Origin of the sequence: Phytobacter diazotrophicus (assembly GCF_052061655.1) — a bacterium.
GTDB lineage: Bacteria > Pseudomonadota > Gammaproteobacteria > Enterobacterales > Enterobacteriaceae > Phytobacter > Phytobacter diazotrophicus.
This window is the reverse complement of record NZ_CM125428.1, coordinates 4,133,174-4,159,746: the sequence shown is the minus strand read 5'-3', so window position 1 is coordinate 4,159,746 and position 26,573 is coordinate 4,133,174. Positions and strand designations below refer to the sequence as shown.

At 54.8% G+C, this 26,573-nt stretch carries 26 protein-coding genes and 1 pseudogene; 17 read left to right on the top strand and 10 right to left on the bottom strand.

All coding sequences use genetic code 11. From position 1 onward, the window contains the following. Positions 1–7: 7 nt before the first annotated feature. Both ACS0RQ_RS20310 and ACS0RQ_RS20305 read right to left on the bottom strand, forming a co-directional pair. Positions 8–1,216 carry a SpoIIE family protein phosphatase gene (locus ACS0RQ_RS20310; protein ID WP_041852239.1) on the bottom strand — a complete coding sequence of 403 codons (1,209 nt, stop codon included), beginning with the start codon at positions 1,214–1,216 and terminating at the stop codon, positions 8–10. A 469-nt stretch (positions 1,217–1,685) separates the two neighbouring features. Next, positions 1,686–2,699 carry a malate/lactate/ureidoglycolate dehydrogenase gene (locus ACS0RQ_RS20305; protein ID WP_271850192.1) on the bottom strand — a complete coding sequence of 338 codons (1,014 nt, stop codon included), beginning with the start codon at positions 2,697–2,699 and terminating at the stop codon, positions 1,686–1,688. A 256-nt stretch (positions 2,700–2,955) separates the two neighbouring features. Here ACS0RQ_RS20305 and ACS0RQ_RS20300 point away from each other — a divergent pair, with 256 nt between their 5' ends. The 4 genes from ACS0RQ_RS20300 to ACS0RQ_RS20285 all read left to right on the top strand — a co-directional run bounded on the left by ACS0RQ_RS20300 (position 2,956) and on the right by ACS0RQ_RS20285 (position 6,164). Further along, positions 2,956–3,945 carry an ABC transporter substrate-binding protein gene (locus tag ACS0RQ_RS20300; RefSeq protein WP_143348963.1) on the top strand — a complete coding sequence of 330 codons (990 nt, stop codon included), beginning with the start codon at positions 2,956–2,958 and terminating at the stop codon, positions 3,943–3,945. A 20-nt stretch (positions 3,946–3,965) separates the two neighbouring features. Further along, positions 3,966–4,808 (top strand): ABC transporter ATP-binding protein, encoded by an 843-nt coding sequence (locus ACS0RQ_RS20295; RefSeq protein WP_041852276.1) that lies wholly within the window; start codon positions 3,966–3,968, stop codon positions 4,806–4,808. After that, on the top strand, positions 4,780–5,646 hold the full coding sequence (locus ACS0RQ_RS20290; protein ID WP_041852236.1) for an ABC transporter permease: 867 nt from the start codon (positions 4,780–4,782) through the stop codon (positions 5,644–5,646). The genes ACS0RQ_RS20295 and ACS0RQ_RS20290 overlap by 29 nt, the downstream gene beginning before the upstream one ends. 68 nt (positions 5,647–5,714) lie before the next feature. After that, a complete protein-coding gene (locus ACS0RQ_RS20285) occupies positions 5,715–6,164 on the top strand; it encodes a GNAT family N-acetyltransferase (protein ID WP_271850191.1) in 450 nt (149 codons plus the stop codon). A gap of 45 nt (positions 6,165–6,209) precedes the next feature. Here ACS0RQ_RS20285 and ACS0RQ_RS20280 read toward each other — a convergent pair whose 3' ends face one another. Next, a complete protein-coding gene (locus ACS0RQ_RS20280; RefSeq protein WP_271850190.1) occupies positions 6,210–6,677 on the bottom strand; it encodes a helix-turn-helix domain-containing protein in 468 nt (155 codons plus the stop codon). Positions 6,678–7,051: 374 nt separating this feature from the next. Here ACS0RQ_RS20280 and pheP point away from each other — a divergent pair, with 374 nt between their 5' ends. The 6 genes from pheP (at position 7,052) to ACS0RQ_RS20250 (ending at position 14,169) form a co-directional block, all read left to right on the top strand. Then, positions 7,052–8,449 (top strand): phenylalanine transporter, encoded by a 1,398-nt coding sequence (pheP, locus tag ACS0RQ_RS20275; RefSeq protein ID WP_041852233.1) that lies wholly within the window; start codon positions 7,052–7,054, stop codon positions 8,447–8,449. Positions 8,450–8,614: 165 nt separating this feature from the next. Further along, complete coding sequence (locus ACS0RQ_RS20270) at positions 8,615–9,853, top strand: MFS transporter (protein ID WP_271850189.1); 1,239 nt, start codon at positions 8,615–8,617, stop codon at positions 9,851–9,853. 15 nt (positions 9,854–9,868) lie between these two features. Then, a complete protein-coding gene (locus ACS0RQ_RS20265) occupies positions 9,869–10,933 on the top strand; it encodes a sugar phosphate isomerase/epimerase family protein (protein ID WP_271850188.1) in 1,065 nt (354 codons plus the stop codon). Then, positions 10,930–12,078 (top strand): Gfo/Idh/MocA family protein, encoded by a 1,149-nt coding sequence (locus ACS0RQ_RS20260; RefSeq protein WP_271850187.1) that lies wholly within the window; start codon positions 10,930–10,932, stop codon positions 12,076–12,078. Before ACS0RQ_RS20265 ends, ACS0RQ_RS20260 begins: the two co-directional genes overlap by 4 nt. Positions 12,079–12,253: 175 nt before the next feature. Continuing rightward, a complete protein-coding gene (locus ACS0RQ_RS20255) occupies positions 12,254–13,234 on the top strand; it encodes a LacI family DNA-binding transcriptional regulator (protein ID WP_271850186.1) in 981 nt (326 codons plus the stop codon). 65 nt (positions 13,235–13,299) lie between these two features. Continuing rightward, complete coding sequence (locus tag ACS0RQ_RS20250; protein ID WP_079497961.1) at positions 13,300–14,169, top strand: DMT family transporter; 870 nt, start codon at positions 13,300–13,302, stop codon at positions 14,167–14,169. 5 nt (positions 14,170–14,174) lie between these two features. Here the strand turns inward: ACS0RQ_RS20250 and ACS0RQ_RS20245 are convergent, their stop codons facing one another. Then, positions 14,175–15,596 (bottom strand): MFS transporter, encoded by a 1,422-nt coding sequence (locus ACS0RQ_RS20245; protein WP_071193926.1) that lies wholly within the window; start codon positions 15,594–15,596, stop codon positions 14,175–14,177. A 107-nt stretch (positions 15,597–15,703) separates the two neighbouring features. Between ACS0RQ_RS20245 and ACS0RQ_RS20240 the strand changes: the two are divergent. Further along, positions 15,704–16,576, top strand: a pseudogene (locus ACS0RQ_RS20240) (helix-turn-helix transcriptional regulator). 7 nt (positions 16,577–16,583) lie between these two features. On the opposite strand, the gene ACS0RQ_RS20235 reads toward ACS0RQ_RS20240, so the two are convergent. The 3 genes from ACS0RQ_RS20235 to ACS0RQ_RS20225 all read right to left on the bottom strand — a co-directional run bounded on the left by ACS0RQ_RS20235 (position 16,584) and on the right by ACS0RQ_RS20225 (position 18,392). Further along, positions 16,584–17,381: a PhzF family phenazine biosynthesis protein gene (locus tag ACS0RQ_RS20235; RefSeq protein WP_271850185.1), complete on the bottom strand. Its 798-nt coding sequence runs from the start codon at positions 17,379–17,381 to the stop codon at positions 16,584–16,586. A gap of 62 nt (positions 17,382–17,443) precedes the next feature. Next, positions 17,444–17,812, bottom strand: coding sequence for an MmcQ/YjbR family DNA-binding protein (locus tag ACS0RQ_RS20230; protein ID WP_271850184.1), 369 nt, complete (start codon positions 17,810–17,812; stop codon positions 17,444–17,446). Continuing rightward, positions 17,802–18,392, bottom strand: a complete 591-nt coding sequence (locus tag ACS0RQ_RS20225) for a TetR/AcrR family transcriptional regulator (RefSeq protein ID WP_041852223.1) — start codon at positions 18,390–18,392, stop codon at positions 17,802–17,804. The genes ACS0RQ_RS20230 and ACS0RQ_RS20225 overlap by 11 nt, the downstream gene beginning before the upstream one ends. A gap of 194 nt (positions 18,393–18,586) precedes the next feature. On the opposite strand from ACS0RQ_RS20225, the gene ACS0RQ_RS20220 reads away from it, so the two are divergent. Both ACS0RQ_RS20220 and ACS0RQ_RS20215 read left to right on the top strand, forming a co-directional pair. Beyond that, positions 18,587–19,687 (top strand): MBL fold metallo-hydrolase, encoded by a 1,101-nt coding sequence (locus ACS0RQ_RS20220; RefSeq protein WP_271850183.1) that lies wholly within the window; start codon positions 18,587–18,589, stop codon positions 19,685–19,687. A gap of 36 nt (positions 19,688–19,723) precedes the next feature. After that, on the top strand, positions 19,724–20,065 hold the full coding sequence (locus ACS0RQ_RS20215) for a RamA family antibiotic efflux transcriptional regulator (protein ID WP_041852221.1): 342 nt from the start codon (positions 19,724–19,726) through the stop codon (positions 20,063–20,065). A gap of 139 nt (positions 20,066–20,204) precedes the next feature. Here the strand turns inward: ACS0RQ_RS20215 and ACS0RQ_RS20210 are convergent, their stop codons facing one another. The 3 genes from ACS0RQ_RS20210 to pdxR form a co-directional block, all read right to left on the bottom strand. Beyond that, a complete protein-coding gene (locus ACS0RQ_RS20210) occupies positions 20,205–20,450 on the bottom strand; it encodes a DUF1158 domain-containing protein (RefSeq protein ID WP_041852220.1) in 246 nt (81 codons plus the stop codon). Positions 20,451–20,521: 71 nt separating this feature from the next. Further along, the gene (locus ACS0RQ_RS20205; protein WP_271850182.1) at positions 20,522–21,640 is read right to left on the bottom strand and encodes a YbdK family carboxylate-amine ligase; all 1,119 of its coding nucleotides are present in this window, start codon (positions 21,638–21,640) and stop codon (positions 20,522–20,524) included. A 71-nt stretch (positions 21,641–21,711) separates the two neighbouring features. After that, a complete protein-coding gene (gene pdxR, locus ACS0RQ_RS20200; protein ID WP_271850181.1) occupies positions 21,712–23,175 on the bottom strand; it encodes a MocR-like pyridoxine biosynthesis transcription factor PdxR in 1,464 nt (487 codons plus the stop codon). A gap of 233 nt (positions 23,176–23,408) precedes the next feature. On the opposite strand from pdxR, the gene ACS0RQ_RS20195 reads away from it, so the two are divergent. The 4 genes from ACS0RQ_RS20195 to ACS0RQ_RS20180 are packed head-to-tail and all read left to right on the top strand — an operon-like array spanning position 23,409 to position 26,378. Next, a complete protein-coding gene (locus ACS0RQ_RS20195) occupies positions 23,409–24,257 on the top strand; it encodes a transporter substrate-binding domain-containing protein (protein WP_041852217.1) in 849 nt (282 codons plus the stop codon). Between the two features lie 45 nt (positions 24,258–24,302). Continuing rightward, the gene (locus ACS0RQ_RS20190) at positions 24,303–24,944 is read left to right on the top strand and encodes an amino acid ABC transporter permease (RefSeq protein WP_041852216.1); all 642 of its coding nucleotides are present in this window, start codon (positions 24,303–24,305) and stop codon (positions 24,942–24,944) included. 14 nt (positions 24,945–24,958) lie between these two features. After that, positions 24,959–25,624 carry an amino acid ABC transporter permease gene (locus ACS0RQ_RS20185; RefSeq protein WP_271850180.1) on the top strand — a complete coding sequence of 222 codons (666 nt, stop codon included), beginning with the start codon at positions 24,959–24,961 and terminating at the stop codon, positions 25,622–25,624. Beyond that, a complete protein-coding gene (locus ACS0RQ_RS20180; protein ID WP_193795429.1) occupies positions 25,617–26,378 on the top strand; it encodes an amino acid ABC transporter ATP-binding protein in 762 nt (253 codons plus the stop codon). Before ACS0RQ_RS20185 ends, ACS0RQ_RS20180 begins: the two co-directional genes overlap by 8 nt. Positions 26,379–26,573 lie beyond the last annotated feature (195 nt).

Here is a 26,573-nt window from a genome sequence, read left to right as displayed (position 1 = left end):
TAATTTATCACCAACGGAAACCAAACCAGGTCATGTCATCACGCGCGGATTGCTTGCCCTGCCAGCTCGTCAGCGCCAGGAGTAGCGCCTCGGAAATGGATGACATCGGCAGCGCACGTTGCTGCAATAACAATGACTGAATACGCTTTTTACCAAACATTATTTCCCGCGGACCGCCAATTTGATCGGTTACGCCATCGGTTACGATCAACAACTGATCGCCGCGACGTAACGGACGCTGATGACGACGCCACTGATAATCTGTGGCCGTATCTGAATAGCCGATACCTTTGCGATCGCCGTCAAGATTAACGACCTCTTCGTCGTCCGCGCCGAGCATAAAGGCATGCATACGCGCGTTAGACCAAATGAGCTGCTCATTTTGCGTATCGACAAACACGGCGATGGCGTCACAACCGTCGTTGGACTGGCCCATATCTGCGGTGGGATGACTCTGGCTCAACGTCTGTTTTATATAATGGTTGATTGACGCGAGCAGGCGATCTGGCTCGTGGGCCTGCGCCTGAGTCAGCGCTTTTTCGAGCGCAGACGAAAAAATAAAGGTCATAAACGCACCGGGAACGCCGTGCCCGGTACAGTCGGCCAGCACCAGAAGCCAGCCGTTTTCGCAGCGCTGAAAGGCGTAGATATCGCCGCCTACACAATCACGCGGGTGCCAGTACAGACACCAGTCATTCAGCGTTTGCTCAATGTTTTGCCGCGAGCGGCTGAGCATGGACTCCTGAATGATGCGCGCATATTCAATGCTTTGCATGATTTGCCTATGCTGTTTCGCCTGCAAATCCGATACCGTGCGAATCAGATCAAGACCGAGGCCAATACCGATGTATTGGTTATCTTCGGTCAGGATAAACCCCTCGGTAATCGCTTTATCGCCCGTTTCGATGACGCGCTCGGCCAGGTAATCCAGGCCTGCGTCAGCCTCGACAATGAGCGGCGTTTTATCCATAAACGCGATGCAGCTTTTCTGGTCATACAGTTCATGGAAAAACGGACGGCTCATCTGCGAAAGAAAAATGTGGCGGTTAATCATGCCAATAGGGCGATTCTGTTCAAGAACGGGTAAGCCAATCAGTGACTTATGTTCGGAGAACATCGACATGACCTGCACATTATTTGCTTCGGGGGTTACGTGCGGAACGGCAATACGTAACACGCCCGCAGTAAGCTGCCGCGATGAAAGAGGTATATCCATGATCCTGCTGTTTTCCTTGATAAGAATAATCTGAGGATAAAGCCTGATTGTGACGGTTTCATTGCAGCGGATTACAGATGATTATTACGGTAGATTATTGTTCCTAAAGGCAAATCACAGCCACTTTGCCAGAGGCAAAAAAAAGCCCGCACGTGACGCGCGGGCAAATAATACTGGAAGCAATGTGAGCAATGTCGTACCGAATACCTGAGCGATTTACTCAACTACTCGGTGATGAGAAAGATAATCTTTATCATCTTTGTTATCAACCCCAAATTTTGTGCAACTTTCAAAAAAAAGTGGCGGGGAGGGGTCTGCGGCTGTTCCCTCTCCCTCAAGGGGTGAGGAATCCCCACAAAATGCGAGCACGATCGGTCCCCTCTCCTCTTTGGGGAGAGGGTTAGGGAGAGGGTGAAAAGCGGTTTCCTCGCCCCTGGAGTGAGGGGAAAAGGTCACTTTGCGGGAAAACCTACAGCCCCAGCGCCTCAAACTGTTTCCAGCTCACCTCGTCAACGTAGATTCCGTTCTCCAGCCGCTGTTGCCTGGCGCGGGCTTCCGGTTCGCCGGGAAGCAGAACATCGTGCCCCTGCTGGTCGTGCTTCATCCAGTCCAGTTGAGCCATCACCTCCTTAACATAATTCTCGCCCGCGCCCAGCCGGGCAGGATCGAAAATAATAGAAAGCATATTATTGATGATGCCCTTGCGCGGCGGGATCTGGTGGCTCTCGGTCTCGCCGCCGGTTAGCGCGGCCCCCAACAGACTGCAAATCAGCGACAGCCCTGCGCCCTTATGCCCGCCGAAGGCCAGCAGCGCGCCATATGGCTCCTCCATTAGCCAGCGCGGATCGGTGGTGGGATTACCGTCTGCATCCACCGCACAGCCTGGCGGAATGGCGCGCCCCTCATTCCAGGCAATGCGCGCTTTATTCCCGGCGATGGCGCTGGTGGCGAAGTCCAAAATCACCGGCGCTCGCCCGCTGACCGGCACGCCCACGCAGAAGGGATTGGTGCCAAGGCGCGGGCTGCGTCCCTCAAACGGTAATACCGCAGACGGCGCGGCGACATTAGCAAAATGGATCGACACCAGCCCCTCCGCGGCGACCTGTTCGGCCCAGGCGCCGATACGCCCCAGATGGTGTGAATCCGCAAGGCTTACCAGCGCGACGCCATATTGCTGCGCGCGTTCAATACCCGCCGCCATCGCCTGCCTGCCGAGAACCTGGCCAAAACCGTATCCGCCATGAAAAGAGAGCAGGGGGCCAGCATCGCGAATCAGCCGCAACTGCGCCGACGGTTGTAAATCGCCCGCCAGAATGGCGCTGATATAGCGTGGAAGAAGGGTAACGCCGTGTGAATCGTGACCTTTTAGCGAGGCGTCGACGAGGTTGTCAGCGACCTGGCGGGCAATGTCTTGTGGGGTATTTACACGCACGAGATGCTGTTCCAGCAGTGTGCGCAATTGCTGGTGGGTTAATACGGGCATAATTAATCTTACCGCAAGCAGGGTTATTGAGTGTATTTTGACTATAGCGAGGATGCTTTTTTTACATAACCATCAAAAATAACTTAGCTTTGCCACTTTTTAACTATTCATCTCCATAAAACACCGCACATCTCTATTGTGAATTTTTAGCTAAGCATTGCGAATAAAATCATTTCCTTTTTAATGCCCCGCCAGCCAATCATTTTCCGGATATGACTTATGAAACCTCCGGGGAAAGGACATGAATAAAATGAAAATGATCGCCAGCGCAATATTGACCGTCGCGCTGAGCGGTATTAGCGCATCGGCGCTGGCAGAAGGAAAAATCAGCATTGCACAGCAGTTTGGTATTGGTTATTTGATTCTTGATGTGGTGCGTGACCAACAGCTTATCGAAAAAGAGGGGAAAAAAGAGGGGCTCGATATTGAGGTTGACTGGCGCACCATTTCCGGGGCGACAGGCATGAATGAAGCGCTACTTTCCGGCGCGCTGGATGTGGCATCTGCCGGGGTTCCACCGCTTCTGACCCTGTGGGATCGCACCAAAGACAAACAAAATGTGAAGGCGATTGCCTCATTAGGATCGATGCCTAACTACCTGCTCAGCAATAATCCGGCGGTGAAAACCATAAAAGATCTTAGCGATAAAGACCGTATCGCAGTACCCGCAGCAGGAGTGGGATTCCAGTCGCGAACCTTGCAAATTGAAACCGCCAAATTATATGGTAACGCCGATTTCAAACGTTTCGATAATATAAGCGTCAGCTTGCCACACCCGGATGCTAGTGCCGCATTAATTGCCGGTGGCTCGGAAATTACAACTCATTTCTCCAGCCCGCCATTCCAGTATCAGGCGCTGGAACACAGCAACGTACATAAAATTCTCAGCTCTTATGATGTGCTTGGCGGACAGGCGACATTTAACGTGTTGTACACCACGCAAAAATTCCATGATGAGAATCCAAAAACCTATAAAGCGTTTTATCGTGCGCTCGTCGAAGCGGCAAAAATTATTAATGCCGATAAAAATGCAGCCGCAGAAACCTATATTCGGGTAGAGAAATCTCGCCTGCCGCTGGCGCTGGTACAAAAAATTGTTAATGACCCGGAAATCAGCTTTACCGTCTCGCCTGAACGTACGGGTGTATACGCCGAAAAACTTCATGAGCTGGGCGTGTTGAAAAACAAAGCCGACTCCTGGAAAGACTATTTCTTCAACGAAGCGTGGGAAAACCCAGGCAGTTAAGCCGCATGGCGGAGGCAACGATGGCACAGACAACGTCCGACGGACCACTGCTGCAGGTCAGAAATGTGGATATTGAATACCGCACCCGTGAACGCCAGGTGCGGGCTACCCATGATGTCAGCTTTGATGTCTGGCCAGGCGATCGCTTTATTTTGCTCGGACCATCCGGGTGCGGAAAATCCAGCCTGCTAAAAGCGGCAGGGGGTTTTCTTGCGCCGCGCGGCGGGGAAATGTTGCTCGAAGGACAACGTATTCGCGCCCCTGGTCCGGAGCGGATGATGGTTTTCCAGGAGTTTGACCAGTTGCCGCCCTGGAAGACGGTGCTGGAGAACGTGATGTTCCCGTTGCTGGCAAGTCGCAAGGCTACTCGCCCGGAAGCCCGTGACACGGCGCTGCATTTCCTGAGCAAGGTGGGGCTGGCGGACTTTGCCGATGTGATGCCGCATATGCTCTCGGGGGGCATGAAGCAGCGGGTGGCGATTGCCCGGGCGCTGGCGATGAAACCGCGTATTCTGCTGATGGATGAACCCTTTGCCGCACTGGATGCCCTGACGCGTCGCACGATGCAAGAGGAGTTGCTCGCCCTGTGGGAGGAAGAACGCTTTACGCTGCTGTTTGTGACGCACTCTATTGAGGAAGCGCTGGTGGTGGGAAGCCGAATTCTGGTGCTGTCGCCGCACCCTGGCCGGGTACGTGCTGAACTCAATTGCCATCAATATTCCCTGAATGACTACGGTAGCGAAGCGTTTCAACATGCCGCCCGTCATATTCACGATTTGTTATTCCCGACCACGGCGAACGACCCGCGGCCCGAACAGAAACAGGAGCGTGCCTATGTCGCAGCCACCTTACATTCGTCCTGAGTTTGAGCGTGAGCTGGCGCCGCTGCGCGATCTCCCGGTTGAGACGCCGCTACCGCTGGGCCAGCGCTTATGGAATCAGACATGGCTGCGCAAATCGTTGATTCTGCTTTTGGTACTGGCGTTATGGGAGCTGGCCGCGCGGGTGGCGCAAAACGATTTGATGTTGCCAGGTGTGGTGCAGACAATGCATGCTCTGGCAGAGGATATGCGTAACGGCGAGTTGCCGGAAAAGATCGTCAACTCGTTTAGCACATTACTAAAGGGCTATTTGATTGGCAGCGTACTGGCACTGTTGGCGAGCGCGCTGGCAGTCACCACGCAGTTTGGCCGTGACCTGCTGAGCACGCTAACGGCGATGCTTAACCCATTACCCGCCATTGCGCTGTTGCCGCTGGCGCTGTTGTGGTTCGGGCTGGGGAATGTCAGCCTGGTGTTTGTGCTGGTACATTCGGTGATGTGGCCGATTGCGCTTAATACCTGGTCAGGGTTCAGTGGCGTGCCGGAAACGCTGCGCATGGCCGGGCGTAATTATGGGCTGAGTGGTCCACGCTATGTTTTAACCATTTTGATCCCGGCATCGCTACCGTCGATCCTCGCCGGGTTAAAGATCGGCTGGGCGTTTGCCTGGCGTACACTGATCGCCGCTGAGCTGGTGTTTGGCGCCTCGAGCGGCCAGGGCGGGCTGGGGTGGTATATCTTCCAGAACCGCAATGAATTGTTTACTGACAGGGTATTCGCCGGGCTGGTGACGGTGATTGCGATTGGCCTGCTGGTGGAAGGGGTGGTGTTTGCCACTCTGGAGAAAGTGACGATTAAGCGCTGGGGAATGCAGCGTTAGCGTTTTCTCCTCTTCCCTACAGGGCAAAGGGCCGATTGCGCGCTCTGTATCAGCCGTAAGAGGGAAGAATGATCCAGGTAGAAAGAGCCGATCCGCTATCGGCAGACTCGCAGGTGCTTATTGAAAAACTCTCTGCCGTGCTTGCGCGCATCACTGGCAGCAGCGGCAAGCGATCTTTTAACATTGATGACCTGCAATCCGCGCGTTCAGTATGGGCGCTGGCCCGAAACGCGCAGGGTGTTGCGATAGGCTGTGGCGCTATTCGCCCGTTAACAGAGGAAACGGCGGAGCTGAAAAGGATGTATTCCACGGGGAGCGAAGCGGGGGTGGGCAGCGCAATACTGCGCTTTCTGGAAGAGGCGGCAAGGACACTTGGCTATCGCGAAATCACCCTTGAAACGCGGCGCGTCAACCACAAGGCCGTGGCGTTTTATGAAAAGCATGGCTACACCGTTACCGACAATTACGGTGTCTATATTGGCAGGGCTGAGGCGGTCTGTTTTATCAAGCGCCTGTAAGGTCCGGGCAAGGCGCTACGCACTGGCAGTAGCGCGCTTATCTCATTACTTGCGCAGCAGCTTTTGCAGTCGTTTTTTCTGCCATCCGCTAATCAGATTGGCAAAGACAAAAACACGCAGCCCACGCACCACCAGTAATGCGCCCCAGATGGCAGCCACCCAGAGCGACCAGACGCTTTCTGGCGACGTTGTGCGATTGAGGATATAGAGTAAAACGCAGACCACCACCGCGGTTAATATTGAGCGGTACAGGCGGCTCTCTTCTTCCAGTTGCTTTCTGGCTTCCGTAATGCGCTGATCCAGCGCTTCATCGCCTTCGCTTTGTGTGCTGCCGGACAGTTCGCTAACGCTCACTTCAAAAACGGCAGCCAGGGCGCTGAGCGTTTCCAGGCTTGGTTGCTCCTGGTTTTCAATGCGCTGTATGGTGCGCACGCTTAATGCAGCCATTTCCGCCAGTTGTTCCTGTGACCAGGCACGGGCAAGGCGAAACTCTTTCACTCGATTGGTACTCATCAGAATGTCTCCGTGGTTAGCAGGATGACAGCGTCGCCCAAAAGCGAAAATAGCGACACGACATGCACCCGACAGTAACCTGACAGCGGCATGACACGGCGCTTGCCGACCCACTTTGCTCTCTGATGTCCCGATATTCAAGCATAACGCGTGATGCGTTTTTCTCGGTTTTCTTCTGCCGCAAATACACGGGTTTTTGCCGGGGGGCTTCTCAAGTCATCTATGCAGAACGGATTATTATCCCGTGCGTCTCCATGGCAGGCGATATTGCGTGCCTGCTCACGACGCCTTTTTGGCGGCCCTGACTTTCTTGCTACGCCGTGCCGTAAATGTTAAAAGGTGCGGCTTTACGAAAACACGAAAAGGGGAAAGACGTGAAAAACGCGTCAAGGGTATCTGAGCATTCAGCAGATACCGCGTCGGAATCGGGGCCGACGCTGCAACGAGGACTAAAAAACCGCCATATTCAATTAATCGCCCTGGGGGGCGCTATCGGTACCGGGCTGTTTCTGGGTATCGGTCCGGCAATTCAGATGGCGGGGCCCGCCGTGCTGCTGGGCTATGGCGTCGCGGGCATCATTGCTTTCTTAATTATGCGCCAGCTTGGTGAGATGGTGGTTGAGGAGCCGGTATCAGGTTCATTTGCCCATTTTGCCTTTAAATACTGGGGACCTTTTGCAGGCTTCTTATCCGGCTGGAACTACTGGGCGATGTTTGTGCTGGTGGGCATGGCGGAACTGACCGCCGCCGGCATCTATATGCAGTACTGGTTTCCCGATGTCCCCACCTGGATCTGGGCTGCCGCCTTTTTCATCATTATTAATGCGGTCAACCTGGTTAACGTGCGTCTGTATGGCGAAACCGAGTTCTGGTTTGCTCTTATCAAAGTGCTGGCGATCATTGGCATGATCGGCTTTGGCCTGTGGATGCTGTTCGGCGGCCACGGCGGAGAAAAAGCCAGCTTTGACAATCTCTGGTCTCACGGCGGCTTCTTCGCTACCGGCTGGAACGGCCTGATCCTCTCCCTTGCGGTAATTATGTTCTCTTTTGGCGGCCTGGAACTGATTGGGATCACGGCGGCAGAAGCCAGCGAGCCGCACACCACTATCCCGAAAGCGGTCAACCAGGTGGTCTATCGCATTCTGCTCTTTTATATCGGTTCCCTGGTGGTTCTGCTGGCGCTTTATCCGTGGGTTGATATCAAAGCGGATAGCAGCCCGTTTGTGATGATCTTCCATAACCTGAACAGCAACCTCGTGGCATCGGCGCTGAATTTTGTCATCCTGGTGGCCTCACTGTCGGTCTATAACAGCGGTGTGTATTCTAACAGCCGCATGCTGTTTGGTTTGTCGGTACAGGGAAATGCGCCGGCGTTCCTGACCCGCGTCAGCCGTCGCGGCGTGCCGGTGAACTCACTGTTCCTCTCCGGGGCGATCACGTCTCTGGTGGTGCTGGTTAACTACATCCTGCCAAAAGAGGCGTTTGGACTGTTGATGGCGCTGGTGGTGGCGACGCTGCTGCTGAACTGGATCATGATTTCGCTGGCGCACCTGAAATTCCGCGCCGCGATGCGCCGTAAAGGGCGCGATCCCCAGTTTAAGGCGCTGCTCTATCCCTTCGGCAATTATCTGTGCATCGCCTTTATGCTGATGATCCTCATCCTGATGTGCACCATGGACGGCATGCGCCTGTCTGCTATTCTGCTGCCGGTGTGGATCCTCTTTCTGTTTGCTGCTTTCCGCCTGTCACGCCGTTCTGCAAAACGCGCGTAATGATCGCTGCCTCGCCGGATCCGGCGGGGCATTTTCTCCCTGGTAAATTTATCGTGATTGATCTCCCACAATTGCGTCAGCGCTCAGGATAAATAAATTGTAATCGATTACTTTTCTTCTTGATGCGTTTTGTAATCGATTACTTTTTAAAGGTGAGGCAAAAAAATGGTGTCAACAACCGAAAGTAGTGGAAATCTGGTCCAGCATCGACTGCTGGTACCGCGGCTGTCGCTGATGATGTTTTTACAGTTTTTTATCTGGGGGAGCTGGTCTGTCACGCTCGGTCTGGTGATGACGCAGCACAACATGTCGCTGCTGATTGGCGACGCATTTTCCGCCGGGCCTATTGCGTCTATTCTGTCGCCGTTCGTGCTCGGCATGCTGGTGGACCGGTTCTTCGCCTCGCAAAAAGTGATGGCGGTGATGCACCTGGCGGGGGCCGCGATTTTGATGTTTGTGCCGCAGGCCCTGGTGGCGGAAAACGGCGCCATGCTGATTGCGCAGCTGTTTGGCTATACGCTGTGCTATATGCCTACACTTGCGCTGACCAACAATATTGCCTTCCACAGCCTGAGCAATATCGATAAAACTTTCCCGGTGGTACGCGTGTTCGGCACCATTGGCTGGATTGTGGCGGGGATCTTTATCGGCGTAACGGGCATTTCCTCCAGCGTGACCATTTTCCAGGTGGCGGCAATCTGCTCCGTAGCGCTGGCGCTTTATAGCCTGACGTTGCCGCATACGCCGGCACCCGCTAAAGGGCTGCCTGTCGCTATGCGCGATCTGTTCTGTGCCGATGCATTTGCCTTACTCAAAACCCGTCACTTCTTTGTTTTCTCGCTCTGCGCGACGCTGATTTCTGTCCCACTCGGCACCTATTACGCCTATACCGCCTCGTATCTGGCGGATGCCGGTGTGGCGGATGTGAGTACCGCCATGTCATTCGGCCAGATGTCTGAAATCTTCTTTATGCTGGTGATCCCGCTGCTGTTTCGCCGTCTTGGCGTGAAGTACATGCTGCTTATCGGCATGTGTGCCTGGTTTGTGCGTTACGCCTTCTTTGCCCTCGGCGTCAGTGAGGAAGGGCGCTTCCTGCTCTATCTCGGCATTTTGCTGCACGGGGTCTGTTACGACTTTTTCTTCGTCGTCGGCTTTATCTACACCGACCGCGTGGCGGGCGAAAAGGTAAAAGGCCAGGCGCAAAGCATGATTGTGATGTTTACCTATGGCATTGGCATGCTGCTGGGCTCACAAATTTCCGGCGCGCTGTACAACCGCCTTGTCGCCGGGCAGACACTGCCGCAGGCATGGGTGACCTTTTGGTGGATCCCGGCGATTGCCGCGGCCGTTATCGCGCTGATTTTCCTTCTTTCTTTTAAATACAACGACCAAGAGCACGCATAAGCTGTGGGAGGTGCTATGAAAACCATTCAGGGGCCGGGGATTTTTCTGGCGCAATTCATTGGGCAGAAACCGCCGTTTAATACGCTTGAAGGGCTGGCCGGTTGGGCGGCAGGGCTGGGGTACAAGGCGCTGCAAATCCCCTGTAACCACCCGGCGATTTTTGATGTCGAACAGGCGGCGCAAAGCCAGAGTTATTGTGATGATGTGCGCGGCGTGCTGGCGGAGCGCGGTCTGGTGATTAGCGAGCTTTCCACCCACCTTGAAGGGCAACTGATTGCGGTACACCCGGCTTATGACGCGGCGTTTGACGGCTTTGCACCCGCGGCGCTGCGGGGAAACCCGGCGGCGCGTCAGGACTGGGCTATAGAAAAACTGTTTCAGGCGGCGCGTGCCTCAAAAAACCTTGGGTTACGCGCCCATGCGACCTTCTCCGGTGCGCTGGCCTGGCCTTATCTCTACCCGTGGCCGCCCCATAACGCCCTGTTGTTTAAAGAGGCGTTTGCTGAATTAGCCCGCCGCTGGCGACCGGTGCTGGACCGCTTTGATGAACAGGGTGTGGACCTGTGCTATGAAATACACCCCGGTGAAGACCTGCATGACGGCGCCACCTTTGAGCGTTTTCTTGACGGCGTAGACAACCACCCGCGCTGCAATATCCTCTACGACCCGAGTCATCTTCACCTGCAACAGATTGATTATCTGGCGTTTATCGATATTTATCATGAACGCATCAAAGCTTTTCATGTGAAGGACGCGGAGTACCGGAAGGAGGGCCGCAGTGGCGTGTATGGCGGCTATCAGAACTGGGTCGACAGGCCCGGTCGTTTTCGTTCGCCGGGCGACGGGCAAATCGATTTTGGCGCGGTGTTCAGCAAGCTCACCCAGTACGGCTATGACGGCTGGGCGGTGCTGGAGTGGGAATGTTGCCTGAAAGCGGGAGAGACCGGCGCGCGGGAAGGGAGCGAGTTTATTCGCCGTCACATCATCCCCGTGTCGGAATACGCGTTTGATGATTTTGCCGCCGGGCAAGAAGACAGGGGTAGTGTGCGCAACATGTTAGGACTGGGGAGTGTGGAATGATTCAGGTCGGGATTATCGGTACCGGGTTTATTGGCCCGGCGCATATTGAAGCTATTCGGCGGCTGGGCTTCGTTGAGGTGGTGGCGCTGTGCGATGCGGATCTGGCGGACGCGCAGCAAAAGGCGCGGCAGCTTGGCGTGCCGCATGCGTATGCCAGCGTGGAGGCACTGCTGGCGCATCCGGGGTTACAGGTGGTTCATAACTGTACGCCGAATCATCTGCATGCAGAAATTAACCGCCAGACCCTGCGGGCCGGAAAGCATCTGTTTTCGGAAAAACCGTTGTGCATGACCGCCGAAGAGGCGCGTGAACTGGTGGCGCTTGCTGAGCAGGCAAACGTTGTGCATGGCGTCAGTTTTGTCTATCGCCAGTTTGCGATGGTTCAGCAGGCGGCGAGTTGGCGCCGATCCGGGCGGCTGGGCAGGCTGTTTTCCGTCTACGGCAGTTATCTGCAAGACTGGATGCTGCTGGAAACGGACTATAACTGGCGCGTCGACGCGGTAACCGGCGGCCCATCGCGGGCGGTGGCCGATATCGGTTCGCACTGGTGCGATACATTGCAGTTTGTCACCGGACGGCGCATAACTCAGGTGATGGCGGATCTCTCTATTGTCTGGCCGACACGCAAAGCCAGTCGGGGAGCCGCAACCTTCACTTCTACGCAGCAGGCCGCAGAGGTGGAGGACAAAACCGTGACTACCGAGGATGCCGGGTCGGTGCTGGTCCGTTTTGATGATGGCAGTAAGGGCTGTTTTAGCGTGTCGCAGGTGAGTGCCGGGCGGAAAAATCGCCTCAGTTTTGAAGTAAACGGTAGTGAGTGCTCACTGGGTTGGGACCAGGAAGTGCCACAACAGCTTTGGATTGGCCACCGCCAGCAGCCTAACCAGATACTGACCGATGACCCAGGGCTGATGTCGCCGGATGTCGCCGCCAGCGCCCATTTTCCCGGCGGGCATATCGAAGGCTGGCCGGATGCGTTTAAGAATATGATGCTGAATTTCTATCGCGCGGTGCAGGACGGGAAAATGCCTGCCCGCGATGAGGCGCGGTTTGCCTCGTTCTACGATGGGGCCAGCGTGATGTTTATTATCGATGCCATCCTGCAAAGTCACCAGCAGCAAAAGTGGGTGACAGTGGCCTGTTGAGGTAGGTCGCCCCGGACGGGTTGTCCCGGATGAGGCGTAACCGCATCCGGGACAACCCTGGCGGCGCTTACGCCTGCCATGCTATCCGGATGCGGCACCAGGTGTGCATCGTGCATGCCATCCGACGTTGTGGTAGCCTGCTAGCCAGACGCTAACCGCAGGAAATATCGACGTTATGTCCATTCAGAAAATCGCCAGGCTGGCTGGCGTTTCCGTCGCGACCGTTTCGCGCGTGCTCAATAACAGCGAATCTGTTAAAGAAAAAAACCGCGAGCGCGTGCTCAAAGCCATTGCCGAAAGCAACTATCAGCCGAATCTGTTGGCGCGCCAGCTTCGCACCGCCCGCAGCTCAATGATTCTGGTGCTGGTTTCCAATATCGCCAACCCGTTTTGCGCCGAGGTGGTAAAAGGAATTGAAGAGGAAGCGGAAAAAAACGGCTTTCGTATCCTGCTGTGCAATACCGGTTCTGATATGGCGCGCTCCCGCTCGGCGCTGAACCTGCTTTCCGGGAAAATCGTCGATGGCATTATCACCATGGACGCCTCCTCGCGCTTGCCGGAACTGGCGACGCTTATCGGTAACGCCCCCTGGGTGCAGTGCGCGGAATATGCCGATGACGGCGATGTCTCCTGCGTGGGCATCAATGATGTTGGCGCCGCGCAATGCGTGATTGATCGATTACTGGCGCGCGGCTGTCAGCGTATCGCGCTGATTAACCACGATCTCAGCTATAAATATGCCCGCTCGCGTGAAGAGGGCTACCAGAGCGGACTTAAGGCGCACCGGTGTGAGTATGCGGTTGTTGAGTATGCCAGCGACCTGAGTTTTAGCGCCGGGAAAGCGGCCATGCAGGCGTTGCTGCGCCATGCAGAACGTCCCGATGCGGTCTTTGCGGTGTCGGATACCCTTGCGGCGGGGGCCGTGCTGGCCATTCACGAAGCCGGATTGAAAATGCCGCAGGATATTGCGGTGGTCGGGTTTGATGGCACAGAACTGGCGGAAATGGTGACACCGCCGCTGACGACCGTTTATCAACCGTCAAAAGAGATTGGTCGCAAAGCCGTGGGGCTGCTGCTCAATAAAATCGATAACCCCGAGGCCCCGGCGGAGAGGATCATGATGGACTGGCAGTATATTTCCCGCGCCAGCGCCTGATAATATTGATGTGATTTTTTTGCCAGCCTTTTCGCTGGCTTTTTTATACGTTGGGAGCTTTGCCCATGAACCGGCAACGACAAGCAGAACTGTTTCTGGTCATCACCACCATCATTGCCGCCTGCGGCTGGATTTTTTCTCGCGAGGCTATCTCCGGGATGCCCGTTTTCGCCTTTCTGGGGTTACGTTTTTTAGGCGCGGCACTGGTATTGCTGCCATTTTGTCGCGGGCAGCGTATTGCGCTGGCAAAACTGCGTCAGGTCTTTATCAGCGCGTTATGGATGGCACTCACGTTGTGCCTGTGGATTTGGTCGGTGTCGACCACGCCGTCGCTGGGCGAGGGGGCATTTATCATGAGCCTCTCTATGCTGTTTGTGCCGCTGGTGGCCTGGGCCATGATGGGCGTGCGTCCGGCCCGTGCCTACTGGGAGTGCCTGCCGCTCGCCTTTATTGGCCTGGCGCTGTTAAGCCTGCACACGCCGATTGTCTTTCATCCCAGCCAGGGCTGGTTCTTGTTGACCGCTTTTGTGCAATCCATTTCGTTTTGCTACACCAGCCGCATTGCCCGTGATGTCCCGTTACTCCCGCTCACCACGGTGCAACTGGCGGTGACGGGGGTTGCGGGCGTGTTGATCTCACTTTTATTTGAACACTGGACGCAGCCGTTTACGGGCACCACTGCACTGTGGCTGGTCGCCAGCATTCTGATTGCCACCAGCCTGCGCTTTGGCCTGCAATTGCAGGGGCAGAAATATGCCGCTGTCGCCAGCGCTGCTATCATCATGGTGCTCGAACCGCTGCTGACGGTGATCGTTGCCGCCCTCTGGTACAGCGAACGTCTGCCGCTGCAAAAAATTATCGGCGGCGTGCTGATTCTGGTTGCACAGATCTGGTTTCGCTGGCGGCTGGTGGCACGCCTGCCGTCTAAGATCTAATCCCCTCAGTTTGCCGGGCAGCGGGGGGCGAGCTGCTGGCGCGCGCCAATCGCGGCGACGGCAAGCATCAGCATCATCACAATCTCTGCCACTAAAAACCCGCCCAGCGCTTCGTTGTAGTTGCCCTGGGTGAGATTGAGCAGATGCAAAAACAACCCGCCAAGCACTGCCGGGCCCAGGCCCAGCGTGGCCTGTTGCAGCGTGCTGAGAATGGCGCTGCCTGACCCTGCGTCCTGAGTGGCAATGTCACGCATCCCGATACGGTAAAAACTGTTCACAATCAGCGCCTGGCCGTAGCCAATCAGCGCGGTTGAAGGCGCAAGGTTTAGGGCGTTGAGGTGCCCATGGGTCAACCAGAGCGTGGCGAACAGCGCCAGCAGGCCGCTTACTTGAATCGCAATGCCACTCAGCAGAATGGTACGTACGTTGTGGCGGGCAATCAGTTTCGGCGCATACCACGCCGAGGCGAAATAGGTCACCCCAAGCACAACAAAACTGTTACCGGACTGCCACGGCGCCATGCCTACGCCTGCCTGTAATGTCAGCGCCATACAGAACATAAAGCCGGACCAGGCGCTGAAAAACAGCAACGCAATTAACAGGCCGAAACGGATGCTGGGCAATTTGAGTAAGCGTGGCGGCATCAGCGGATGCAGCCCTTGCTGTTCCTGACGCAGCGCGCCGGCACGCATCCACAGTGTTAGCGGAATTATCGCCAGTAATGCCGCCTGGCTTTGCCATGGCCAGCCTAAATCCGGGCTGAGGGAGAGCGGGAAGAGCAGGCAGCATAAGATCAGCGCCAGCGCAAAGGTGCCCTGCCAGTCAATGCGCGTTGGGGTTTCATTGCGGGTTTCCGGGATATAGCGATGACTCAGTGCCAGCACCAACAGGCTTATCGGCACGTTAATAAAAAAGGCGTTTCGCCAGCCGAGCCCGGCGATATCTGCCGATACCAGCCAGCCGCCACCCATCTGCCCGATGATAAACGCCACGCCGCCAATCCCCCCATACAGGCTGATAGCGCGGGCATGGGCCGTACCTTTGAGGGTCACGTGCAGCGTTGCGAGAATTTGCGGCATGATCAGCGCCGCGCTCATCCCTTGCAGGGTGCGCGCCGCGAGCAGGGCGGTGATGGAGTTGGCGATACCGCACAGCAGCGAGGCGATCCCGAACAGCGCCACGCCCCATAAGAACATTTTGCGGCGGCCAAAGTTATCACCCAGTTTACTCCCCATCGCCAGGCAGACGGCAAACGCGACGCCGTACAGCGCAACAATCAGAGAGAGTTGCGTGGTATTGGTGTGCAGCGACAGCGTGATGGAATCAAGGGCGACGTTGGTGATCGAAGTATCGATCAGCGGCAGCATTTGTCCGGTCAACAGTAATAACAAGCCCGCACGACCGGGTGAAACAGCAGACGTATTCATGGTAACTCCATTGCGTCATTCATCGGATAGACGTAGCATCGCTGATACGAAAAACGGGTACCAGTTCTTGCTTATACTGGTACTGGCAATACCATGCTGGAGGTTTTATGAGCCTGATGTCGGAACGATCCCCTCTGTTGAGCGTCCAGGATGAGAACCGCAAACAGCTCGGCGCATTTTTACGCTCCCGCCGGGAAAGCCTTGACCCGCAGCGTCTCGGCCTGCCGCGCAGTGGGCGGCGTCGTACGCCAGGCTTAAGGCGCGAAGAGGTGGCCTTGCTCGCAGATGTTGGCGTGACCTGGTATACCTAGCTTGAGCAGGGCAGGGATGTGAACCCGTCGGCCAGCGTGATGCAGGCAATCGCCAATGCGCTGGAGTGTTCGGCAACTGAAACCCGCCACCTGTTTTTGCTGGCGGGGCTGACGCCTGCGGAAACGCCTGTGGTGCCGCAGTGTGAAGGCATCAGCATCGGGACGCGTAAAATGCTCGATAGCCTGTTACCTCAACCGGCCAGCATCCAAAAATCCAATTTTGATATTGTGGCGTGGAATGATGCTTTTTCGCGGATGATGGGTGTTGATTTTCACCAAATACCGGAAGATGAGCGCAATTGTATTTATCTCTATCTGACCAACCCGACCTGGCGTAGCCGTATTGGGCGTAAGGAGAGTGTGCTGCCGACCTTTGTTGCCTATTTCCGGGCGGCGATGGCGGAACATCGGGGCGACCCGCTGTGGGAAGCGAAGCTGGCGCGCTTTTGCGCAGTATCGGAAGAGTTTGCCTCGCTGTGGCATAAGCGCTACGACGTGCGAGGCGTTGAAAATCAACTGAAAACCTTTACCCATCCTGAATTAGGCGAATTTTCTTTGCAGCAGATGTACTGGTTTTCAGCGCCGCGTAACGGCTCGCGGCTGCTGGTCTATTTACCGATAGATGAGCGGGGCGAGCAGGCGCTGGCATGGCTGGCAGAGCACGCTTAGCCGCTTCTCAAAGATAGAGTTTTCCGGCCAGGACCGTATGCGACTGGCCTGCCAGCGCTACCCGGCCTTCTGCGGTGAGCGCAATCTGCAATTCGCCGCCGCGCGGTGAGGCCTGCCAGGCGCTGAGGGTACGCTTATCGAGACGCGAACCCCAGTAGGCCGCCAGTGCGCAGTGCGCGGAACCGGTCACTGGATCTTCATTTACCCCCACCCACGGCGCGAAGTAGCGAGAGATAAAATCGTATTTGCTATTACCGGGTGCCGTAATGGCCACGCCGCGTCCGGGCAGTGCGCCAAGCGCCTGGAAGTTGGGTTTGAGCTGCTCAATGACCTGCGCGTCTTCCACCACAATCATCGCTTTCGGGCCAAATTTCCCACTGGCAGAGACGTCACTGGCGTCGAGACCCAGGGCGTCCAGTAAAGCGTTATCCGGCGCATAATGCATATCCGGTACTAAGAGCGGGAAATCCAGTTCGATAGTGTCAGGGCGGGCGGTGGCTTTAAGCGGGCCGGAAAGGGTGGTGAAGACAACGCTTTCTCCAACAGCAAGCTGCCCGGTCTGGCGCAAAATATGGGCCGTGGCGAGCGTGCCGTGACCGCATAAATCGACCTCAGCCTGAGGAGTAAACCAGCGCAAACGGTTATCATCGCGTGCCAGAAACGCGGTCTCAGAGACGGCCATCTCTGCCGCAATCTGCTGCATGGTGGCGGTTTCAAGCGCCTGGGGCGTGATACACACGCCCGCCGGATTGCCGGAAAAAGGGCGTGTGCTGAAAGCATCAACCTGGTAAATCTCAAGTTCCACTGCGCGTGCTCCTCTCGGAAAACGAAAACGCTACGGTAACGCGTTTTCGTTTTTCCGAACAGTCAGCGCGGACGCAGACGTTGCTGATCTTTTTTCGCCAGCGTGTCGACCACCAGATCCCGCGAGTCGTTAATCAGATCGACAAGCAAATCTTCGCTGATATCATCGCCAGCAAAGATGGAGATCCAGTGCTTTTTATTCATGTGATATCCCGGCTCAATGCTGCGATAAATCTGTTGATTGAGCAGGGATTTTTGCGGATCTGATTTCATGGTCACCATAGGCCGACCATGAGCGGTGGTAATCATCATGAAAATCTTGCCGCCGACTTTGAAAATGTCGTGTTCCGGGCCAAACGGCCAGCACGGCTCAGTGAACGGTAGTTCCAGCGCAATGTGACGTGCGGTCTCTTGCAGGGTTTTACTGTCCATCGCAGTTATCCACGGTGAGCGCGCGCCACATGGCTTCAAAGCCCAGCCGTTTGGTCTCTTTTGCTTTTTGCGGGTCGCGATTGGCGAAATCCATCGTGGTTTCTGCCAGCGTCAGAAAAATGGCGTCACCAAAAGGTGAGAGCGCTTCGGAAAGAAATTCAGGCCTCACCGAGCGGTGGCAGATTTCATGTAGCTCAGGGAACATATCGATAACCTGCTGGCGCGTTTCCGGGGTGATTTTTTCGCTCACCGAAATCTGGCGAATCGCGTTATGTGCCGACGGGTGACGGATGCCCCAGTCGATATAGCTGTTCCAGATGGATTGGGTATGTATTTTGGAATTGCTGTGCGACCTGTCGAGGCTGTCGATCATGGTCTGGCAAAGGTCAGATTTTAAATGCAGGTAAAGCGCATTGAGCAGATCGTCTTTGGTGGCAAAATAACGAAACAGGGTGCCTTCAGCCACGCCCGCGTTACGGGCAATCACCGCGGTCGAGGCGGCAATACCGGTTTGCGCGATAGCGACAGCCGCCGCATCCAGTAATGCTAATTTCTTATCTTCACTCTTCGGACGAGCCACTACACTTTTCCTCATACATTTTGAAAAACCACGATTGAACCATGCCCACTGTGACGCTGCAACGCTGAACATCAAAGATTGAAAATCATCTTGACGACTTTCTATTCATTTCTATAATGAGTGCTTACTCACTCATAATCAAGTCCAGTCTATTTTAATGTGCCAACGGAAGGGACATTTTCTCGGATCAGGGTATGCATCGTCTCTTACTTAGCGTGGTTCTTATTATGCTCGTTGTATCTGCCGCCAGTTTGCCTTTTGTTTTGAACGCCGGATTTGGTCAGCGCCCGCAGGGTGAGCAACTGACCAGAGTTGAGCAGTCCCCGCACTACCGGGACGGTGAATTTCATAACCAGTTGTCTACGCCCAGCTACACGGGGCAAAAAAGCATGGTGGCGGCAACGTGGGAGTTTTTAACCACCCGTCGGGAAAATGCGCGCCCGCAGCGGCCATTGCCGATGGTGAAGACCGATCTGGCAAGCCTGCCGCTGGAGCAGGATACGGTCGTATGGCTGGGCCATTCATCCTGGTATCTGCAACTGGCCGGGAAACGCATTCTTATCGATCCGGTGCTGAGCAATTACGCCGCGCCGTTCTCGTTTCTGAATAAAGCCTTCGACGGTGACTATCCGTGGACGGCAGAGGCCATGCCGGAGATCGACCTGCTGATCATATCCCATGACCATTACGACCACCTGGATTACGCCACTATCAGGGCGCTGATGCCAAAAATCAAACGGGTGATAGTCCCGCTGGGTGTGGGATCGCACCTGCGTTACTGGGGCATGAATCCGGACATCATCCAGGAAGCGGACTGGCAACAAAAAATCACGTTTAGCAATGATCTGGAGGTGCATGTGCTGCCTGCACGGCACTTTTCAGGGCGCGGTCTGAAACGTAATCAGACGTTGTGGGCGAGCTTTATGTTCGTCACCCCGGATCGCAAGCTCTATTACAGCGGCGATACCGGTTACGGGCCGCACTTTAAAGCCATCGGCGAACAGTTTGGTTCGGTGGATCTGGCGATTCTTGAAAACGGTCAGTACGACCAGGACTGGAAGTACATCCACATGATGCCGGAGGAAACGGCGCAAGCAGCGGAGGAGTTAAATGCGCGGGCGGTACTGCCGGGCCACGCCGGACGATTCGTGCTGGCAAAACATACCTGGGACGATCCTTATAAACGTCTGGCGGCGGCAAGCCTCGGCAAAGGGTATCGATTGTTAACGCCCACCCTCGGCGAAGCGGTGCATGCGGCGGATAACGCCCAGCAATTCCGCGCCTGGTGGGAATAACGGTTTATTTCGAAGAGCAGAGAGGGGGAGCGCTGTATGACTATTTCCGCTCAGGTTATCGACACTATCGTCGAGTGGATCGACGACAATTTACACCAACCATTGCGTATTGATGATATTGCGCGCCACGCCGGGTATTCAAAGTGGCATCTGCAACGGCTGTTTTTGCATTACAAAGGTGAGAGTCTGGGGCGCTATATTCGCGAACGTAAACTGTCACTGGCGGCGCGGGATTTACTCAATACCAATGATAAGGTCTACGATATTTGCCTGAAATATGGCTTTGATTCGCAGCAGACCTTTACGCGGATCTTTACCCGCACGTTCAATCAGCCGCCGGGCGCCTGGCGCAAAGAGAATCATCCGCGCGCGCATTGACGCATAAGCCCGGTGGCCTAAGGTCAACCGGGTTTTTTTTGGCCTGGATGACACCGCCCGGTGTACCGCTTCTCTCTTTGGGGTAAGGGAAAAAACATCCCGGATGGCGACGCAAGCGCCTGATCCGGGCTACGAACCCTTAAGCCAGCGAAAACCAGCGGCGCCAGATAAAGCGCACCACGTAGAACTCGATCGCACCCAGTAACAGAAACCACAGGCAAAACAACACGGTATAGAGCTGATTCAGGTCCTGAAAATGGAAGGTATCCAGCAGTTTTTGCGCCAGTACCAGCCCCAGGGAAGGGGCGGGTAGCAGCAATACCGAGATGAAAGCCATCAGCAGAATACCTGCCGCGGTGGTTAATGTTTCCAGTGGGTGCTTCATGACAGTTAATCGCTTGTTAAAAACGACATTGTCCGGGAAAGTGCGTAAGGGTGCAATCTCCCTGCACCGTTCTAGCCCGCTGCCCAAATCTCGGTGTGTTTTTGCACCAGGCCGATCAGCGAGCCGCCGTCGGCGACAAAATCGCGCATCATTTGCGATTCGCTTTTCCCTCGTTTGACGAAATTCATCAGTTCGGAGATAGCGCTGCCTGCGTTGAGCTTATCCGCCCATGGCGCAACTTTTTCCAGCATTCGTTCGATATCGTCGGCTATTTTACGCTGCTCGCCGGTGTGGACATCGGTAATGATCCCCTCAAGGCCAAAACGGCAGGCCTGAAAACGGTTGAATTTGTAGAGCAGGTAATCGCGCTCCTGATGTTTGAACGGGCGCTCTGCCAGCAGCCAGTGGGCGATAGCCTGAATAAATCCAGTGACATTAATGGCATGCGCCAGGGTCAATGGCGTATCCATCACCCGCACCTCGACGGTGCCAAAATGGGGGCTCGGGCGAATATCCCAGTGCAAATCTTTAATGCTTTCAATCATGCTGGTGTAGCTCAGGCGACGAAATAACCCTTCAAACTCTTGCCAGTTACTGACCCAGGGCATGGGGCCATTATCCGGAAAAGATGAAAAAATATTCAGTCGCGATGAGGCGAAACGGGTATCGGTGCGCTGCACGTATGGGGAAGCGGCGCCAAGCGCGATAAAATGCGGCACAAAACGTGATAAGCCATGAAGAAGATAGATGGCGTCATCGCCACTCGGACAACCCACATGCACATGCTGGCCGAAAACGGTCGCCTGCTGCATCAGGTAGCCAAACATTTCCAGCGTCCGGTGATAGCGTTCATCGTTGCTGATCTCCTGACGCTGCCATTTTTGAAAAGGGTGCGTGCCGCCGCCGCAAATCTGTACGTGATGCTCGTTTGCCGCCTGCAAAATAATCTGCTGCATGGCAGAAAACTGGTGTGCCGCCTGGTTGATGTCGCGACAGACCCCTGTCGCAATTTCCAACATACTTTCCGTGATGTCGTGCTTGACCTCACCGGTTTTGACCTGTGCTTTTACCGCATCGATCAGCCGCGAGGAGTCCTGGCTAAGGTCGTATCCGGGTGGGTTAACGACTTGCAACTCAAGTTCAATGCCCAGGGTAAAAGGAGTGGAAACGTGAAAGTCGGGTAGAGGCATATTTTCTTATCCTTTCCTTGTGAGGTTGGGATTAAGTATAGGCATGCCCTCTAAACCCGCCTTTATGCGAACTATCCGATTTGCTCCAGTTGCCCACGCAGCACTTCCACGCCGGGCACGATGGCATCCGGATTGATGGCGTGAAACCCCATCCGGAAATAGTTATCCGGTGGGGCGTCGTCAAGAAAATGCCGCGCCCCCGGTTCAATTAATACCCCCGCATGGGCTGCGCGCCAGGTGAGTTGTTGGGTACTGATATGCTTTGGCGTACTCAGCCAGAAGGCGTTGGCATGTTCGCTGCCGCCGAAGGTTTTGCATTCGGGCAAAAAGGTTTGCAGCGCGGTATGCAACGTATCCCAACGGCGCGCGGAGTCTTCGTGGTAGCGGCGCAGGTGCGTCTCGTAATGGCCCTGAGCCAGAAAATGGGCCATCTGATACTGAATGTTGGTTGGGGGGTGACGATACACCAGGCGGCGCAACGCACGGGCTTCGTCGATGATTTCCGGGGCCGCTACCATAAAACCGAGTCGCAGACCCGGCGAAAGCGCTTTTGACAGACTGCTGACATAGATAACGCGGCCGCTGCGGTCACTGGCTTTCAGCGCCGGTAACGGATTTTGCGTAAAGTTACTTTCCGAGTCGTAGTCATCTTCAATGATCACCGCGTCATGCCGGGTAGCGTATTCGAGCAACTGGACCCGGCGCGCTTTACTCATGGTGACGCCCGTTGGCACCTGGTGGCCCGGCGTCACGTAGTAGTAATCACAGGGCGTTTCGCCCAGCACAATGCCTTCTTCATCAACCGGATGCGGAACGATATGGGTATCGTTAAGCAGAAAGGTGTTGATCGCTTCACGAAATCCCGGATTTTCGACCGCCACACGCGTCTGCCGGGACATCAACAGGCGGGTCAACAAATAGAGGGCGTTCTGTGACCCCAGCGTGATGAGGATTTCGTCCGGGGCGGCCACGATACCGCGTTTCGGCAGCACCCTGGTGCGGATCTGCTCAACCAGCATGGGCACATCCTGATCGATATGGTCGATAACCCAGGAGGGGTCTCGCACGCCGCCGTGCAGCCAGTTTGCCGCAGCGCGCCAGAAGGCGAGGGGGAACTGTTGTGTGTCCGGCTGGCCGTAAATAAACGGGTAGCGATAGTGCATCCAGCCAGCCGGTTTAAGGATAGATTCCTGTTGGCTGGGCGTGATTTGCAGGCGGTTGCTCCATCGTGGTGCAGCGCTTTCGCATTCAGGTGCAGTTTGCGACACGTTTTGGCCGGCGTGGTAGTAATCCGGGTGCAGGTAATACCCGCTGCGTGGGCGGCTGACCAGATACCCTTCGTTGACCAGACTTTCAAACACCAGCGCCGTGGTATTGCGAGAAACATTAAGCTGACCAGCCAGTTGGCGACATGAGGGAAGGGGCGTATCGGCCAGAAAAATGCCGCTCAGGATGGCGTTTATCAGTGATTCACGCACCTGTTCCTGTAACCCACGCTGACCATCAAAATTGACATGCAAAAGGTGACGAATCATGACGCACTCCGCTGGAAAAGACATGGATATATTTGAGCAAATTCCATACCAGCTTCCCGATATCTGACACATTCATTTGCCGAAACTGGCTCTATTCAGAAAGCAAAAAGGCTCCCTATTGTAAAAACGCAGTCACAAAAGCGCGGTCAAGAAACGCAGTCGGCATATTTATTGCAATGATTCCAGCATGTCTGGGATGAACCTTTCTGGCATATTTAATTAAGGGTAGAGAAATGAAAAAAGTATTCGGCAAATATTGTCTTGCAGCCATGTTCACTTTGGCTTTTTCTTTACACGCAGTCGCAGCAGATTTACCCGAAATCGAAAAGTCTGGCACGTTGAAAGTGGCGACCGAAGATGACTATGCGCCGTTTAACTTTATGAAGGATGGTAAATCGGAAGGGTTTAACAAGGATATGCTCGACGAGTTGCGTAAATACGCAAAATTCAATATCAACCAAAGTATTTTACCCTGGACGGGGCTGCTCGCCGCCGTCTCTACCGGACAATACGATATGGCGTTAACCGGTGCGGTGATTACCGATGAACGTCTCAATGTATTTAATTTCACCCCGCCATGGGCGTCTGCTCAGCATTATTTTGTGAAACGCGCAGATGATAAAACATTAAATACCATCGCTGATTTGAGCGGTAAAAAAGTGGGCGTCCAGGCGGGCAGCGCATTACTGGCGCGTCTGCCGGAACTGAAAGCGATGCTGGAGAAAGTGGGCGGTAAACTGGGCCCGGTTGTGGAATATCAATCTTACCCGGAAGCCTATGCCGATCTTGCCAACAAACGCGTCGATTACGTGATTAACGTGGTTATCTCCGTCAACGACCTGGTGAAAGCGAAGCCGAAAGTGTTTGCCAAAGGGCTGCCGGTCTCTGGCCCAGGCTACATGGCATGGCCAATCTCCAAAAGCTCCCCGGAATTACTGGCCTTCATGACCAAATTTATGAATCACATGACCGAAACCGGCAAGCTGGCTGAGTTGCAGAAAAAATGGTTTGGCGAAACCTACGATCTGCCGAAAGAGCCGATCACCAGCGCCGATCAGTTCCATAAGTTAGCGGGTTTATAAGTTCAATGCGGCGGGTAACCGCCGCCAGTTAGAAAAGGGGGCACCATGGATTCAATGGCATGGCAGTTATTAATTGAAGGCGCATGGACGACCCTCTGGATTTCGGGCGTGGCTATCGCGTTCGGGGTGGTCATCGGTCTGGTGATCGCCTTTATTCGAATGATGAAAATCCCGGTCGTCGACCAGGTGCTGGTGGTCTATATCAGTCTGGCGCGCGCCACACCGCTGGTGACGCTGGTTCTGTTCCTGTTCTTATCGCTGCCGACGCTTGGGATAAACCTGGATAAAACGGCGGCGGCGATTGTGGCGCTGACGTTGAATACCTCCGCCTTTAATGCCGAAATCTGGCGTAACGCATTTCGTAACTTCCCTCGCGAACAGCGGGAAGCTGCCGAATCTGTCGGTATGCGGCGCTGGACCTATTTCCGTTACATCATGCTGCCGCAGATGTGGATTGAAAGCCTGCCTGCGCTGGTCAATGAGATGTCTTTCCTGATTAAAGGCAGCCCGGCGATAGCGATAATCGGCGTGGTAGACCTGACCCGCGTCACCAATCGCATCTCTTCGGTGACCTATGAACCTCTGTCGCCCATTCTGGCGGCGGGATTGCTCTACGTCATTATTATCGGCTTGTTGCTGAAATTGCAGGGCATGGCGGAACGTAAAGCGAAGCGCCTGGCGCGATAAAAGCAGGAGGATATATGAGTCAGTGGAGTATTGTCTGGTCAGCACGCGAGAGTTTTTTTAATGGCCTGCTTTCAACGCTTGAGCTGTTTATTATTGCAGCCGTTCTCGGCTTATTTATCGGGATTTTGCTGTGCTACATTATGGAATATCAAAATCGCGTTATTGACAGGATAATTATTGCTTTCGTCAGCCTGATGCGTGCTGTTCCCTTTTTGATTCTGGCCTATTTACTTTATTACGGTCTGCCGCAGTTGGGCATTAGTATGGAAGCCTGGACTGCCGGTCTGTTGGCGCTGGTGATTTATCATGGTGCCTATTTCTTCGAGATATTACGCAGCCAGCGTCGTATATTTTCCGCGGGTTATATTGAAGCCGCTGTGTCGCAGGGTTTTTCTCGCTATAAAATCTTTCAGCGAATCGTCCTGCCTAACATTTTCTCTTCTGCACTGCCGCTGATGGGCAACCAGTTAATTATCTGTCTGAAAGATACGGCCTTCCTGTGCATTATTACCGTACAGGAGATCACCGCCGCCGCGAATAGCGTGCAGTCGACGTATTTTATTCCGTTTAACGCCTTTATCGTCGCCATTGCGCTGTACTGGGGCATCAGCATTTTACTTGAATTGCTGATTAAACGACTAAGCCAATATGGAAACAAGCGAGGAATGACCCATGCCTGAACAAAGTGCGGTTAGCGTTAAGAATCTGTCCAAGCAGTTTGATAACGTTGAAGTATTGCGTGATATCAACCTGACGGTGGAGAAAGGCACAGTGGTCAGTATTCTCGGTTCTTCCGGTTCCGGGAAATCGACCTTGTTGCGCTGTATGAACTGGCTGGAGCAGCCGGATCGCGGCGAAGTGCGCATTAGCGGTCAGCGGCTGGGTATTGATGACGCCTCAGGCAAGGCCATGTCACATAAAGCGTTGTCAAAAATCCGCGAACGCGTGGGAATGGTATTCCAGAGCTTTAATTTGTGGCCGCATCTGACGGTGTTACAAAACGTCACCGAAGCGCTGATCCACGTGAAGGGCATGAAGCGGGACGCGGCTGACGAGATTGGTCGTCGTCAGTTAGATAAGGTCGGGATGAGCCATAAAACGGATGTGTACCCGATTACCCTTTCTGGCGGACAGAAACAGCGTGTGGCGATTGCCCGTTCGTTGGCGATGTCGCCAGAGGTGATCTTGTTCGATGAACCGACATCGGCGCTGGATCCTGAACTGGTCAATGAGGTGCTGGGGGTGATGAAAAACCTCGCCGCCGAAGGATACACAATGGTGGTGGTAACGCACGAGATGGATTTTGCCCGTCAGGTGTCGGACGAGGTGGTATTTTTGGAGAAAGGGTTGCTGATCGAGAAGGCATCGCCAGAGAAGTTCTTTACCAATCCGGATTCGGACCGGGTACGGAAGTTTTTGCAGTCCAGCCGCTAATGTCCCTTCTCAAGTGTAGACCCGGTAATCATCGCGTTACCGGGGAACACAAATCCCGGATGTCGCTATGGTTGCTATTCGGGAAGACGAGTCAGCCGTGGCTAAAAAGGTTGAAAACATTCACAGTATCTACCGATCGCACTCACCGTAGCCCCGGTAAGCGTCAGCGCCACCGGGGAATATCCTGGATGCGGC